General features: G+C 63.1%; 13 protein-coding genes. 9 read left to right on the plus strand and 4 right to left on the minus strand.

The window, feature by feature from the left end:
• Nucleotides 1-18 precede the first annotated feature (18 nt).
• The 5 genes from E5222_RS06620 (at nt 19) to E5222_RS06640 (ending at nt 6806) form a co-directional block, all read left to right on the plus strand.
• Complete coding sequence (locus E5222_RS06620; protein ID WP_136692992.1) at nt 19-2586, plus strand: penicillin-binding protein 1A; 2568 nt, start codon at nt 19-21, stop codon at nt 2584-2586.
• A 112-nt stretch (nt 2587-2698) separates the two neighbouring features.
• Nucleotides 2699-3826 (plus strand): peptide chain release factor 2, encoded by a 1128-nt coding sequence (gene prfB, locus E5222_RS06625; RefSeq protein WP_136692993.1) that lies wholly within the window; start codon nt 2699-2701, stop codon nt 3824-3826.
• A gap of 81 nt (nt 3827-3907) precedes the next feature.
• Complete coding sequence (locus tag E5222_RS06630) at nt 3908-4660, plus strand: class I SAM-dependent methyltransferase (protein ID WP_136692994.1); 753 nt, start codon at nt 3908-3910, stop codon at nt 4658-4660.
• 24 nt (nt 4661-4684) lie between these two features.
• The gene (locus tag E5222_RS06635) at nt 4685-6091 is read left to right on the plus strand and encodes an NAD(P)H-dependent flavin oxidoreductase (RefSeq protein ID WP_136692995.1); all 1407 of its coding nucleotides are present in this window, start codon (nt 4685-4687) and stop codon (nt 6089-6091) included.
• A 25-nt stretch (nt 6092-6116) separates the two neighbouring features.
• Nucleotides 6117-6806 (plus strand): esterase/lipase family protein, encoded by a 690-nt coding sequence (locus E5222_RS06640; RefSeq protein WP_136692996.1) that lies wholly within the window; start codon nt 6117-6119, stop codon nt 6804-6806.
• Between the two features lie 183 nt (nt 6807-6989).
• Here the strand turns inward: E5222_RS06640 and E5222_RS06645 are convergent, their stop codons facing one another.
• Entirely contained in the window at nt 6990-8288 is a 1299-nt protein-coding gene (locus tag E5222_RS06645) for an ammonium transporter (RefSeq protein WP_136692997.1), read from the minus strand.
• A 217-nt stretch (nt 8289-8505) separates the two neighbouring features.
• On the opposite strand from E5222_RS06645, the gene E5222_RS06650 reads away from it, so the two are divergent.
• The gene (locus E5222_RS06650) at nt 8506-8898 is read left to right on the plus strand and encodes an SH3 domain-containing protein (RefSeq protein ID WP_246021594.1); all 393 of its coding nucleotides are present in this window, start codon (nt 8506-8508) and stop codon (nt 8896-8898) included.
• Nucleotides 8899-8992: 94 nt separating this feature from the next.
• Here the strand turns inward: E5222_RS06650 and E5222_RS06655 are convergent, their stop codons facing one another.
• From E5222_RS06655 to E5222_RS06665, 3 genes are all read right to left on the minus strand, one after another.
• Entirely contained in the window at nt 8993-9388 is a 396-nt protein-coding gene (locus E5222_RS06655) for a hypothetical protein (RefSeq protein WP_136692999.1), read from the minus strand.
• A gap of 93 nt (nt 9389-9481) precedes the next feature.
• Nucleotides 9482-9889, minus strand: a complete 408-nt coding sequence (locus E5222_RS06660) for a hypothetical protein (RefSeq protein ID WP_136693000.1) — start codon at nt 9887-9889, stop codon at nt 9482-9484.
• 71 nt (nt 9890-9960) lie between these two features.
• A complete protein-coding gene (locus E5222_RS06665; RefSeq protein WP_136693001.1) occupies nt 9961-11157 on the minus strand; it encodes a thiolase family protein in 1197 nt (398 codons plus the stop codon).
• Between the two features lie 258 nt (nt 11158-11415).
• On the opposite strand from E5222_RS06665, the gene ndhC reads away from it, so the two are divergent.
• Genes ndhC through E5222_RS06680 form a run of 3 tightly spaced genes read left to right on the plus strand, consistent with a single transcriptional unit; the run spans nt 11416 to nt 13201 of the window.
• A complete protein-coding gene (gene ndhC, locus E5222_RS06670; RefSeq protein ID WP_136693002.1) occupies nt 11416-11790 on the plus strand; it encodes an NADH-quinone oxidoreductase subunit A in 375 nt (124 codons plus the stop codon).
• Complete coding sequence (locus E5222_RS06675) at nt 11787-12341, plus strand: NuoB/complex I 20 kDa subunit family protein (RefSeq protein ID WP_136693003.1); 555 nt, start codon at nt 11787-11789, stop codon at nt 12339-12341. Before ndhC ends, E5222_RS06675 begins: the two co-directional genes overlap by 4 nt.
• Nucleotides 12341-13201 carry an NADH-quinone oxidoreductase subunit C gene (locus E5222_RS06680; RefSeq protein ID WP_136693004.1) on the plus strand — a complete coding sequence of 287 codons (861 nt, stop codon included), beginning with the start codon at nt 12341-12343 and terminating at the stop codon, nt 13199-13201. The genes E5222_RS06675 and E5222_RS06680 overlap by 1 nt, the downstream gene beginning before the upstream one ends.
• Nucleotides 13202-13205 lie beyond the last annotated feature (4 nt).

Consider the following 13205-nt stretch of genomic DNA (forward strand, 5'->3'; position numbering starts at 1 on the left):
TGCTAAGGGCGGATCACCATGGCAGCTACCGAAGACTCTGGCGCGCAGGACTTGCGCTATCGCATCACCCGCGGGGCCGAAGGCGCCTTTGCGGGCGTGCGCGAATTCTGGCGTGAAAATCCGCATCTGGCTTCGTTTCGCGAACACTGGCGCGATAAGCGCTGGGTGCGCTGGGGCGGCTATGCGCTGGCAGCCGGGCTCGCCATGCTCATCCTGGGCTGGGCGCTGGTTGCACGCGATCTTCCCGATGCCGAAACGCTGCTGGATTACGAACCCAACCTGCCGAGCGTGGTACGCGGCGCGGATGGCGAAATCGTCCACCGCTACGAGCGCGAGCGCCGCGTGGAATTGCAGTTCAAGGACCTGCCCACCCAGCTGGTGAACGCCTATACCAGCGCGGAGGACAAGACCTTCTGGAGCCACGGCGGCATCGATGCCGGCGGCTTCATCGGCGCGGTCATCGACTATGTCAGCAAGATCGGCTCGGACGAACGTGCCGTTGGCGGCTCCACCATTACCCAGCAGGTGGCCAAGAACATCCTTCTGGATGACGAATATTCGGTCACCCGCAAATTGCGCGAGATGGTTCTGGCGACGCGCATCGAAAGCGTGCTCTCCAAGGAAGAGATCATCACGCTTTACCTCAACGAAATCCCGCTCGGCCGCCGCAGCTTCGGCGTGCAGGCCGCCGCGCGCGCCTATTTCGACAAGGATGTGGACGAGCTGGCGCTGCACGAGATGGCCTATCTCGCCATCCTGCCCAAGGCGCCCGAAACCTATAGCCGCCAGCGCAATTACGACGAGGCGATGGTGCGCCGGAACATCGTGCTCGACCAGATGGAGGATAATGGCCACATCAGTGCTGCCGAGCGCGATGCGGCCAAGGCGCTGCCTTTGGGCATCGTGCAGGGCCAGCGGCAAAGCCGGTCGGCCGATGCGGGCTATTTCCTCGAGGAAGTGCGCCGCCAGCTGATCGCCCAATTCGGCGAGGAAGCCGAGGACGGTCGCAATTCGGTCTATGCTGGCGGATTGTGGGTGCGCACCTCGCTCGACACTGAATTGCAGGATGCAGCGCGAGATTCCTTGCGCGATGCGCTGCTGCGCTATCACGGCAATCGCGGATGGAGCGGCCGCGTTGCGGCGATCAACCCGGACAATGGTGACCTGAAATCGCAGCTTGCAGGCTCCAACATCTCGATCAGCTACCAGGACTGGCGCATTGCGGTTGTCACCCAGACATCCGGCAGCAGCGCCAGCATCGGTTTTGCCGATGGCGCAGATGGTTCGTTGAGCGAGGCACCAAATGCAATGAAAGTGGGCGACGTGATCGCCGTCTCCCCGCAAGGCAGCGGTTGGCGCCTGCGCAGCGTACCGGGCATCTCGGGCGGCTTCGTCGCGCAGGACCCGCATACGGGCCGCGTTCTGGCCATGCAGGGTGGTTTCGACAGCCGTCTCGGCTCCTTCAATCGCGCTACGCAGGCCGAGCGGCAGCCCGGTTCGACGGTGAAGCCGCTGGTCTATGCTGCCGGGCTCGACAACGGGATGACCCCGTCCTCCCTGATTCCAGACAGCCAGTATTGCTATTACCAGGGCGCCAATCTGGGCGAGAAGTGCTTCACCAATTTCGGCGGTAGCCGTGGCGGCGGCGAGCATCCGATGCGCTACGGGCTCGAGCAGTCCAAGAACCTGATGACCGTGCACATCGCGATGGACACGGGGATGGAAAACGTCCTCAGCATGTTCCGCGCGCTGGATATCGAGCCGAGCGAAGGTCTCTACCAGCCCTATCCGGCTTTCTCGCTGGGCTCGGGCGAGAGCACGGTAATGCGCATGGTCAACGCCTATTCGGCCATGGTCAATCACGGGCGGCTGAACCCGCCAAGCCTGATCGATTATGTGCAGGATCGCGATGGCAAGGTGATCTGGCGTTCGGACGAGCGCGAGTGCCTCGGCTGCAACATGGATGAGTGGGACGGCTCGCCCATGCCGCGCCTCGCGCCGAAGGGGCGGCAGGTGATGGATGCGCGCACAGCCTTCCAGATCGTCAACATGCTCACCGGCACCGTACAGCGCGGCACGGCAACGCGCCTGCGCGACCTCGATTTCCCGCTCTTCGGCAAGACCGGCACCAATAGCGGCCCGACCGATGCGTGGTTCGTGGGCGGCTCGACCGATATCGTGGCTGGCACCTATGTCGGCTATGACCAGCCCCGAGATCTCGGCGGCTATATTCAGGGCGGTAACACAGCCGTGCCGATCATGAAGCAGTTCATCCAGAACACCCGTGATCACTGGAGCGGCAGGCCCTTCATCGCCCCGGCAGGGGTGCGCATGGTGCGTGTCGACCGCCGCACGGGCCACCGCGTCTTCGATGCCTGGCCCACCGACGATCCGATGGCCGATGTGATCTGGGAGGCCTTCAAGCCCGATACCGAACCGCGCCGCAGCCAGCGGCAGGACGAGATCGACGCCATGCGCGAGATGATCCTCGCCCAGCTGCGCCGACGGGACGCGGCCGCCAATGCGGTTCCGGTCAATGCCAACAGCCCGGAAAACTTCGTCGAAGAGCAGGGCGGCATTTACTGACCCGATGTTTTGCTGATCGGCGCCTATTGCGCGGGGCATGAGCCCTTCAATCCCCTTTCGCTTGTCCGCTCGCTGCGCTAGGCCGCGCGGCTGACTTTGCTGGAGACTTTCTATGCGTGCCGAAGGGCAGGCCCATATTGACCGCATCGAAGCCGCGCTGGCGCTGGTGCGCAAATCGCTCGACTGGGACCGCGCGCTGCGCCGCCTGGAGGAGCTGGATGCGCGCGTGCAGGACCCTTCGCTGTGGGACAATCCCAAGGAAGCGCAGGCGATCAGCCGCGAGCAGAAGCAGCTGGAAAGCGCGATCGGCACGGTGAATGAAATCTCCGCCGAAATGGCCGATGCGGTAGAGTTCATCGAGCTGGGAGAGATGGAAGGCGACGATGCGGTTGTCGCCGATGGTCTCGCCAGCCTCGCCAAGCTCGCCGAGCGCGCCGATGCCGACAAGGTGCAGGCGCTGCTTTCGGGCGAGGCGGATGGCAACGACACCTATCTCGAAATCCACGCCGGCGCGGGCGGCACGGAAAGCCAGGACTGGGCCGAAATGCTGCTGCGCATGTATGCCCGCTGGGCCGAACAGCGCGGCTTCAAGGTGGAGACCGTGGAATACCAGGCCGGCGAGCAGGCGGGCATCAAGTCCGCCACGCTGCTGATCAAGGGCGAGAACGCATACGGCTATGCCAAGACGGAGAGCGGCGTCCACCGCCTGGTGCGCATCAGCCCCTATGACAGCTCGGCGCGGCGCCACACCTCGTTCAGCTCGGTCTGGGTCTATCCCGTGATCGACGACGATATCTCGATCGAGGTGAACGAAGGCGACCTGCGCATCGACACTTATCGCGCATCGGGTTCGGGTGGACAGCACGTCAACACCACCGATTCCGCAGTCCGTATCACCCACTTGCCCACCGGCATCGTGGTGGCGAGCCAGAATGACCGCAGCCAGCACAAGAACCGCGCCACAGCGATGAACATGCTGAAGGCGCGCCTGTTCGAACGCGAAATGGCCGAGCGTGAGGCGGCAGCGGCAGGCGAGTACCAGGAAAAGACCGAGATCGGCTGGGGCCACCAGATCCGCAGCTATGTCCTCCAGCCATACCAGATGGTGAAGGATCTGCGCACCGGCGTCACTTCAAGCGCGCCCGACGACGTGCTCGACGGCAAGATCGACGATTATATCGCTGCAGCCCTTGCCCAGCGCGTGACCGGTGAAACGGTGGAGGTAGAGGACGTCGAGTAGGCGCAGCATCACGCTGCCGGGCGAAAACCAGCGCGCTCTTGTGCTTTCGTCCGACTTGCCGATACGCTGACGAGCGGGATCATGAAACGACTGCACGCCATCTGCTCCGCATTGTCTCTGTCAGCCACAGCGCTGCTGCTGACGGCGTGCGAGCCGGTGGACCAGGATCGCCCGCTGACCAGTCGCGATTTCCCGCGCGCCTATCGCCCCGTGTCCGCTACCGGCAGCAACGCCTTCTCCACCGAGCAGATTCGCGATGACCGCCGCGAAGCGCAAACGGTGATGGACAAGGCCAATATCAACGAAGGCATGACCGTCGCCGATCTCGGTGCGGGCGAGGGCTATTATACGGTGCGCCTTGCCACTCGCGTGGGCGAAAACGGCCGTGTGCTCGCGCAGGATATCGATGAGGAGGCGCTTCGCCGCCTGGGCAATCGCGTGGAGCGCGAGAGGCTGGACAACGTCTCGATCAAGCTGGGTGCGGAGGACGATCCTCGCCTGCCGGACAACAGCTTCGACCGCGTCTTCATGGTCCATATGTATCACGAGATCACAGAGCCTTATGCCTTCCTGTGGCGGATGCGTCCGTCGCTGCGTGACGGCGGGCAGGTGATCGTGGTGGATGTCGATCGTCCGGCTGACCAGCATGGCATTGACCCGCAACTCTTGTTCTGCGAATTCGAGCGCGTCGGGTTTCGCCTGGTCGATTTCGACCTGAAACCGGAGATTGCCGGATATTACGCGCAATTCGAGGCTGTGGGCGACCGCCCACAGCCACATGAAATAGAGCCGTGCGTTCAGCCCGGCGAAGATAGAATGGACGGCTCCACCTAAAGGGTCGCACCGCTGGGGTATTGGATGGAATTCAAGGGACTGAAACCGATCAATTATGGTGGCCGCGAGGTTTGGCCGCTGGTCGAAGGTGGCAAGGGCGTTTCGGCGACCAATCATGCCAGCTCGGGCGCATGGGCGGCCGCGGGCGGCATCGGTACCGTCAGTGCGGTGAATGCAGACAGCTATGACGCGGACGGCAACCCGATCCCGCAGCTCTATCACGGCGCCACACGCAAGGATCGGCACCAGGAACTGATCGATTATGCGATCGCCGGCGCGGTGGAGCAGGTGCGCCGCGCCTATGACATCGCCAATGGGCAGGGCGCCATCAACATCAACGTGCTGTGGGAAATGGGCGGCGCGCAGCAGGTCCTCGAAGGCGTGCTGGAAAAGACCAAGGGCATGGTCACCGGCGTCACCTGCGGCGCGGGCATGCCCTACAAGCTGGCGGAGATCGCCGCACGCTTCAACGTCAACTACCTGCCCATCATCAGCTCCGGCCGCGCCTTCCGTGCACTGTGGAAGCGCAGCTACCACAAGGTTGCCGACCTGATGGCGGCGGTCGTGTATGAGGATCCGTGGCTGGCAGGCGGGCACAATGGCCTGTCCAACGCCGAGGACCCGACAAAGCCCGAAGATCCGTACCCCCGAGTGAAAGCCGTGCGCGACGTGATGCGGGCGGAAGGCATTTCCGACGATGTGCCGATCGTAATGGCGGGCGGCGTCTGGTACCTGCGCGAATGGAACGACTGGATCGATAATCCCGAGCTCGGCCAGATCGCCTTCCAGTTCGGCACGCGCCCGCTACTGACGCATGAAAGCCCGATCCCGCAGCAGTGGAAGGACATGCTGCGCACGCTGAATGAAGGCGATGTGCTGCTGCACAAGTTCAGCCCGACGGGCTTCTATTCCTCCGCCGTGCGCAATCCTTTCCTGCGCAGCCTCGAGGCGCGCAGCGAGCGGCAGATTCCCTACAGCCGGGTCGAAGCAGGCGAGCATACCGTCCAGCTCGACGTCGGCGTGAAGGGCAAGAACTTCTGGGTCACGCCCAAGGACCTGGAACGCGCCCGCAGTTGGGCCGCGCAGGGCCATACCGAAGCGCTGAAAACGCCCGATGACACGGTCGTCTTCGTCTCGGCAGAGGAACGCGCGCTGATCCGGCAGGACCAGGCCGATTGCATGGGCTGCCTGTCGCATTGCGGCTTTTCCTCGTGGAAGGATCATGACGATTACACCACGGGCCGGCTCGCCGATCCGCGCAGCTTCTGCATCCAGAAAACGCTGCAGGACATTGCCCATGGCGGGGACGTGGACCAGAATCTCGCCTTTGCCGGCCATGCGGCCTATCGCTTCAAGCAGGACCCCTTCTATTCCAACAACTTCACCCCCACGGTGAAGCAGCTGGTGGACAGGATCCTGACAGGGGACTGATCGGCTTGGCAGTCACCGGATCACGATGACCGGCGGCACACCGCCTCCCTTTTCCAAGGCCGTGATCGACGGGCTGACCTTGCCCAAGATCGCGCTCAGCCCCTTGCGCCCGCCCATTCGCATTGCCGGGGCGGGGCAGGGCCAACCCGTGGTGGTGATCCCCGGCATGATGTCTGGTGACAATGCCACCAGCTTCCTGCGCCGCTCGCTTGCGGCATCGGGTTTCGATGCGCGGCCTTCCGGCCTCGTCTTCAACACTGGCGCCACGCCGCGCCGGGTGGAAATGTTGTGCAAGACCGTGGCCGACATTCACGCCGAGACCGGTAAGCCCGTCACGCTCGTGGGCTGGAGCCTCGGCGGGCTCTATGCACGACTGATCGGCCATCGCTGCTGCGGCGATGTCGCCAAGGTGGTGACTTTGGGCAGCCCCTTCTCGGGTGATCCGCACGCGAACCATGCCTGGCGCCTCTACGAGCTGTTGAACGGCCATCCGGTGACAAAATCGCCGTTCCCCGAGGACATCCGCAAGAAGCCGCCGGTGGAGACCATTGCCGTCTGGTCACCCAATGACGGTGTGATCGCGCCCGAAAGCGCACGCGGCCTGCCCGATGAAAGCGACCGGCAGGTGCAGGTAAGCGCGACCCATATGGAAATGGCGACCTCCGCCCCGACGGTGAAGCGGATCATCCAGCTTCTGGCTGAAGCAAAAGGCTGAGGGCTTTCCTACAGAAGCAGTGATCGTCCACGCCATCCACGTTCTTTGATAACGTGGAAACCGCTCATGATCCGCCAAGTTGTCAACTTCGCATCTTCACCGCAACACTCTGGAAAGGCGAAGGAAACACCGCGACGAGGGGATCGTCACGATGTCAACTTCGTCAATTTCGGCGTGACGGGCTCAGTCGAATTCCCAACCGCGCTCGCCGTGGCTGGTGATGTCGAGACCCTGCACCTCGTCATCTTCCGAAATGCGCATCGGCACGAACAGGTTGAGGCCCAGTGCGATCAACACGGTGAGGATGGCGGAGAATGCGCCGACTGCTACCACGCCCAGTACCTGCACGCCGACCATCGAGCCCATGGCCATGCCCTCGGCATAGCCAGCGCCGCCAAGCCCTTCGGACATGAACACGCCCAGCAGGATCGAGCCGAGCATGCCGCCCACGCCGTGCACTGCGAAAACGTCGAGAGAATCGTCGATGTGAAGCTTCATCTTCACCAGCTGGATCGCGTAATAGCAGACGATCGAACCGGCAGCGCCGATCACGATCGAAGCACCGGGCGAGACGAAGCCCGCCGCCGGGGTGATCGTGGCGAGGCCGGCAATCGCGCCGGTGGCAAAGCCCACCGTGGTCGGCTTGCCGAAGCTGATCCGCTCGATCAGGATCCACACCATCGCCGCCACCGAAGCAGCGACATGCGTGTTGAGGATGGCGTTGGACGCGTCAGCCGTAGCCGAAAGGGCAGAGCCGCCGTTGAAGCCGAACCAGCCCACCCACAGCAGGACCGAACCGAGCATGGTGATGCCCGGCGCATGCGGCAGCAGCGCGCTGCCCGGGAAGCCCTGGCGCTTGCCCAGCAGCATGGCGATGACCACGGCGGAGACGCCTGCGGTGGTGTGAACGACCATGCCGCCGGCGAAATCGAGCGCGCCGCGCTCCGCCAGCCAGCCACCGCCCCAGATCCAGTGGGCGACGGGGGCATAGACGACGAGACCCCAGATCGCGCAGAACAGCACCACCCACGAGAAGCGCGCACGTTCCACCCATGCGCCGACCATCAGGGCAGGGGTGATCGCGGCAAAGGTCATCTGGAACAGGGCAAAGGTGCTTTCAGGGATCGCCAGCCCGTCATAGACCGCGTCCAGGTTCTCCAGCATCCAGTGCTGCCCGCCGCCGAGCCACCCGCCGAGCGAGCTGTCGCCGAACGCCAGCGTGTAGCCGACAACGACCCACAGCACCGATGCGACCGCAGCAATCGCGCCGACCTGCAGGAACACCGACAGGAAGTTCTTGGCCCTGACGAGGCCGCCATAAAACAGGCCGAGACCCGGCAGCGTCATCAGCAGGACAAGCGCCGCAGATACGAGGATCCAGGCGGTATCACCCGAATTCTCGACCACTTCGACCGTCTCCTGCGCATGCGCGATGGTGGGCATGGCGGCGAGTGCCGCGAAGGCTGCTAAATTGCGAAACATTGTTTCCCCCTGCTGGTCCGATCTATGGCGGACTGTCTCCTGTCGCCTCCTGCTAGAAAGAATCCTGCAATGGGGCAAGTGGGGCAAGGTGAACGCTTGCTGCGAATCCACACGCGCCTGTAATGTGCCGGCCATGTCCCGGACCCGCTTCCTGCTTATCGCTTTTTTTGCAGCACTTTGCTGCACCCCGACGGCCCCTTCGGCGCAGGATCGCGAGGTGCCATATTGGGCCAGCCTTTCGGCCGACGAAGTCTATATGCGCGTGGGTCCCAGCGAGCGTTACCAGATCGACTGGGTCTACCGCCGCGAGGGCCTGCCGGTGAAGGTGATCCGCCTCCAGCAGGGCTGGCGCAGGATCGAAGAGCCGGACGGAACGCAGGGCTGGGTCTTCAACGGGCTGCTCTCGCTCGAACGGACCGCCATCGTGACAGGTGAGGGCGAGGCAGCAATGCACGCAGCGCCCGAGGAAGCATCACAGCTGCTGTGGCATGTCGAACCCGGCGTGATCGGCCTTCTGGGCGACTGCGAGGAAGGCTGGTGCGAATTCGACGTGGACGGCCGCATAGGCTGGGTTTCGCAGGATCGGCTTTGGGGCGACGGCGAGCCGTAAGGTCTGTGCAGGCAGACTCATTCAGCGCCTGAGGCGGACAAAGAAAAAGGGCGGCCCGAAAGCCGCCCTCCTGAAAGTCGATAGTGCCGGATGATTACCCGACGAGGCGCGGGACGGTCATTTCGTTGCCGTCCTGGTCGGTCATGACCAGCGAGCCATCTTCATTCACATTGATCAGCGTGAGGCAGGTCTGGTCGGCAACTTCGCCTTCCATGACCGTCGGATTGAAACAGACCTGGTCGCCTTCATGCGTCCAACTGCCCGTCTCGCTCACTTCGCCGGCGACCGTGTCTTCATAGGTGCCATCGGCATTGATGGTGGAGGTCCATGCCTCGCCATCGTCCGTGGTGCCGCCATAGGCGCCGACCAGCGGGCTCTCCACAACAGCTTCAGCCGTGGCTTCCGCAGCTTCCTCAGGCGCCTCGACATCCGCATCGCCACCGCAGGCAGCAAGCGCGAATGCACCAGCAAGTGCAACAAACTTCTTCATTTTTGCGTCCCCCAAAAAATCAGGAACCGATTAAGTATCATGCGCAAGCAAATGTGCAAGCTGCCAATCCATCGGAAATGGCGGGGAAATTTCCTATGTCGCGGGTACCGGCCTGACTGTCATTACTTCACCGTCGCTAGCGGTGCTGTCCATGCTGCCGTCCTCGGCCACTTCACCGCCGACAAAGCACTCATGGCCCTCGACGCCTTCTGTGACGAAACAGGTTTCGCCACCCTGCATGAAGATTGTACCACCGGCCGCGTCGCCATTGGCGAAGACCATGGACCAGGTCATGCCGGGATGGATGGTGAGCGAATCGACGCTTTCATCCGCATGGACGACTTCGTACTCACCGGGGGCAACCGCCTCGAAGCCAGGCGCACTGCCTTCCAGCACGTCCTCGTCCCCGGCCGCGGCCATCTCCTGGCCTGCGTCCGTGCCGTTCTCCTGCGCGCAGGCGCCCAGCGCCAGCACCGCTGCGAATGCGATGATTTTCTTCATGTCCCTGCTCCTATTCCCATGCGGGTCAGGAGCAGGGTAGTGTCAGATTTGTAAGGACTTGGCTATGCCCATCAGGCCAGTTCGACCGCCACCGCCGTCGCTTCACCGCCGCCGATGCACAGCGAGGCGATGCCGCGCTTGAGCCCACGGGCCTTCAGCGCAGCGAGCAGCGTGACGATGATGCGCGTGCCGCTGGCGCCGATCGGATGGCCGAGCGCGGTGCCGCCGCCATTCACATTGATCTTTTCATGCGGAATGCCGATGTCGCGCATCGCGAACATGGTCACGCAGGCAAAGGCCTCGTTCACTTCCCACAGGTCGACGTCCTCAACGCTCCAGCCCGTCTTTTCGAGCAGCTTCTCGATCGCGCCGACCGGGGCGGTCGTGAAAGCTGCCGGTTCCTGCGCATGGGCGGTCATGGCGACCACCGTCGCGACAGGCGACAGACCTTTGGCCTCGGCGACGCTCTTGCGCGTGAGCACGACTGCTGCCGCGCCGTCGGAGATGGAGGAGGAAGTCGCCGCAGTGATCGTACCGTCCTTGGCGAAGGCGGGACGCAGCGTCGGGATCTTGTCCGGACGGCCCTTGGCAGGCGACTCGTCGGTATCCACCGTGACATCGCCTTTGCGGGAGGACCAGGTGACCGGGACAACTTCATCGGCGAAGGCGCCGCTCGCGATCGCCTCATTGGCGCGGGTGAGCGAGGCGATCGAATATTCGTCCATCTCCTCTCGCGTCAGCTGGTATTTGTCGGCCATTTCCTGTGCGTATACGCCCATGGCAGTACCGGCGACATAGGCATCTTCCAGCCCGTCGAGGAACATGTGGTCATAGGCCGTGTCATGGCCCAGGCGCGCGCCGGAGCGATGCTTCTTGAGCAGGTAGGGCGCATTGGTCATGCTCTCCATGCCGCCCGCCACGACGATATCGGCACCGCCTGCCGCCAAGGCTTCTGACCCCATGATGACCGTCTGCATGCCGCTGCCGCAGACTTTGTTGACGGTGGTAGCTTCCGCGCTCTTGGGCAAGCCGGCCTTCAGCGCAGCCTGGCGGGCAGGGGCCTGTCCCAGGCCCGCGGGAAGCACGCAGCCCATATAGACACGGTCGATATCCTCGCCTGCAGTGCCGGCGCGCTCCAACGCAGCCTTGACCGCAGTCGCCCCCAGGTCCGTCGCCGCGACATCGGCCAGCGCGCCCTGCATCGCGCCCATCGGCGTGCGGGCGTAGGAGAGAATGACGACAGGATCGTTTTCGTTGAAAATGGCCATGGGGGAATTGCCTCAGTACTGTGTGAGATGAAAGGTTGGATTCAGCCAACAACTAAGGGCAGAAAGTGACATGCGCAAGATTGTGCAGCGCAACATCACGATCAAAGGGGCGCAATTGGTAACCACCGAAATCCGCAGTCTTCCGCTCGATCCACAATCCAGCGCGGAAACTCCCTGATTTCCGCCCCTAATGGCCTTGCAGTATGGCTGGCCATTCCTTAGAGGCCGCACCGCAACCCTCAGCAAATCGAGTCTACCTTGGTCGACCTGACACAATATCTGCCGATCCTGCTGTTTCTCGGCGTCGCCGTGGGGCTTTCAGCCCTTTTCGTGTTCCTGCCAATGGGCGTCTCGCGCCTTACGGGTGCGCATAATCCCGACGCCGAAAAGCTCAGCGAATATGAATGCGGCTTCCCCGCTTTCGAGGAGCCGCGCGATCGCTTCGACGTCCGCTTTTACCTGATCGCTATCCTGTTCATCGTTTTCGACCTTGAGGCGGCTTTCCTGTTTCCCTGGGCGGTCAGCCTGGACCTGACCGGTTGGCCGGGCTGGATCACGATGATGACCTTCCTGGTGGAGCTGCTGATCGGCCTTGCCTATGTCTGGAAGAAGGGAGCTCTGGATTGGGAATGAGTACTTCAGCCCCCATACTTGCACCCGCTGCGCAGGGCGGTGAAATTCGCCAGCCCGACCAGGACTATTTCAACGCCCTGCAGACAGAGGTGAACGACAAGGGTTTCCTCGTCACTTCGACCGAAGAGCTGTTTCAGTGGGCCCGCACCGGCTCGCTGTGGTGGATGACTTTCGGCCTGGCCTGCTGCGCGGTGGAAATGATCCACGTGAACATGCCCCGTTATGACATGGAGCGGTTCGGCGTCGCCCCGCGCGCATCCCCGCGCCAGTCGGACGTGATGATCGTTGCCGGCACGCTGTGCAACAAGATGGCCCCTGCACTGCGCAAGGTCTATGACCAGATGTCCGATCCCAAATATGTGATCAGCATGGGCAGCTGCGCGAATGGCGGCGGCTATTATCACTATTCCTATTCGGTGGTGCGCGGCTGCGACCGCATCGTGCCCGTGGACATCTATATCCCCGGCTGCCCGCCGACCGCAGAGGCGCTGCTCTATGGCGTGATGCAATTGCAGCGCAAGATCCGCCGCGAAGGGACGATTGAACGCTGATGGCTGCTGTTCTTCATTCCGCACCGCGCTTTGCGTCCAATGAAGGCGTGAAGGACGCGCTGTCCACCGCGCTTGGCGCCATGCTCGTTTCCGCCAAGGAAGAGCATGGCGAGATCGTGCTGACCGTGAAGCGCGCAAGCATCGAGGATGTACTCCGCCTGCTGCGTGACGAGCACGATTACCAGCAGCTGATGGAAATGGCGGGTGTCGACTATCCCGGCCGCGCTGAGCGGTTCGAGGTGGTCTACATGCTGCTCTCGCTCACCCGCAATCACCGCGTGATGGTGAAGGTGAGCACGGACGAGGCGACGCCCGTTCCCACCGTCACCACGCTGTGGCCCAATGCGGGCTGGCTGGAACGCGAAGTGTTCGACATGTTCGGCGTGCTGTTTGACGGCAATACCGACTTGCGCCGTATCCTCACCGATTACGGCTTCGAAGGGCATCCCTTCCGCAAGGACTTCCCGCTCACCGGCTATCACGAACTGCGCTATTCCGAAGAAGAGAAGCGCGTCGTCTATGAGCCGGTCCAGTTGGCGCAGGACTTCCGCAGCTTCGATTTCATGAGCCCGTGGGAAGGCGCGGATTACATCCTGCCGGGTGACGAGAAGGCCGATGTGCCGCCTGTCGCCGAACCCATGACGACCGAGAAACCCTCTCAGACGGGCGCCGGCGCCAAGGCGGATGCAAAGGCGGCGGAGAAGAAAAGTGCAGGCGCTCCCGCGGAAAAGGATAGCGATACGAAGGATGCGGGCGCGCCCGATCCGACCGAAGACCGCCCCGATGAGCCTGCTCGCAAAGGCAGCGTGACCGGGACGAAGGCGGCGACTGAAACCGACAAGAAGGAGGAAGGCGAATGAGCGG

The sequence above is a fragment of the Alteraurantiacibacter aquimixticola genome, assembly GCF_004965515.1.
Taxonomy (GTDB): domain Bacteria; phylum Pseudomonadota; class Alphaproteobacteria; order Sphingomonadales; family Sphingomonadaceae; genus Alteraurantiacibacter; species Alteraurantiacibacter aquimixticola.

Coding starts and splice junctions, on each gene's coding strand:
- E5222_RS06620 (WP_136692992.1), top strand. CDS start 19: ATGGCAGCTACCGAAGACTCTGGCGCGCAGGACTTGCGCTATCGCATC.
- prfB (WP_136692993.1), top strand. CDS start 2,699: ATGCGTGCCGAAGGGCAGGCCCATATTGACCGCATCGAAGCCGCGCTG.
- E5222_RS06630 (WP_136692994.1), top strand. CDS start 3,908: ATGAAACGACTGCACGCCATCTGCTCCGCATTGTCTCTGTCAGCCACA.
- E5222_RS06635 (WP_136692995.1), top strand. CDS start 4,685: ATGGAATTCAAGGGACTGAAACCGATCAATTATGGTGGCCGCGAGGTT.
- E5222_RS06640 (WP_136692996.1), top strand. CDS start 6,117: ATGACCGGCGGCACACCGCCTCCCTTTTCCAAGGCCGTGATCGACGGG.
- E5222_RS06645 (WP_136692997.1), bottom strand. CDS start 8,288: ATGTTTCGCAATTTAGCAGCCTTCGCGGCACTCGCCGCCATGCCCACC.
- E5222_RS06655 (WP_136692999.1), bottom strand. CDS start 9,388: ATGAAGAAGTTTGTTGCACTTGCTGGTGCATTCGCGCTTGCTGCCTGC.
- E5222_RS06660 (WP_136693000.1), bottom strand. CDS start 9,889: ATGAAGAAAATCATCGCATTCGCAGCGGTGCTGGCGCTGGGCGCCTGC.
- E5222_RS06665 (WP_136693001.1), bottom strand. CDS start 11,157: ATGGCCATTTTCAACGAAAACGATCCTGTCGTCATTCTCTCCTACGCC.
- E5222_RS06675 (WP_136693003.1), top strand. CDS start 11,787: ATGAGTACTTCAGCCCCCATACTTGCACCCGCTGCGCAGGGCGGTGAA.
- E5222_RS06680 (WP_136693004.1), top strand. CDS start 12,341: ATGGCTGCTGTTCTTCATTCCGCACCGCGCTTTGCGTCCAATGAAGGC.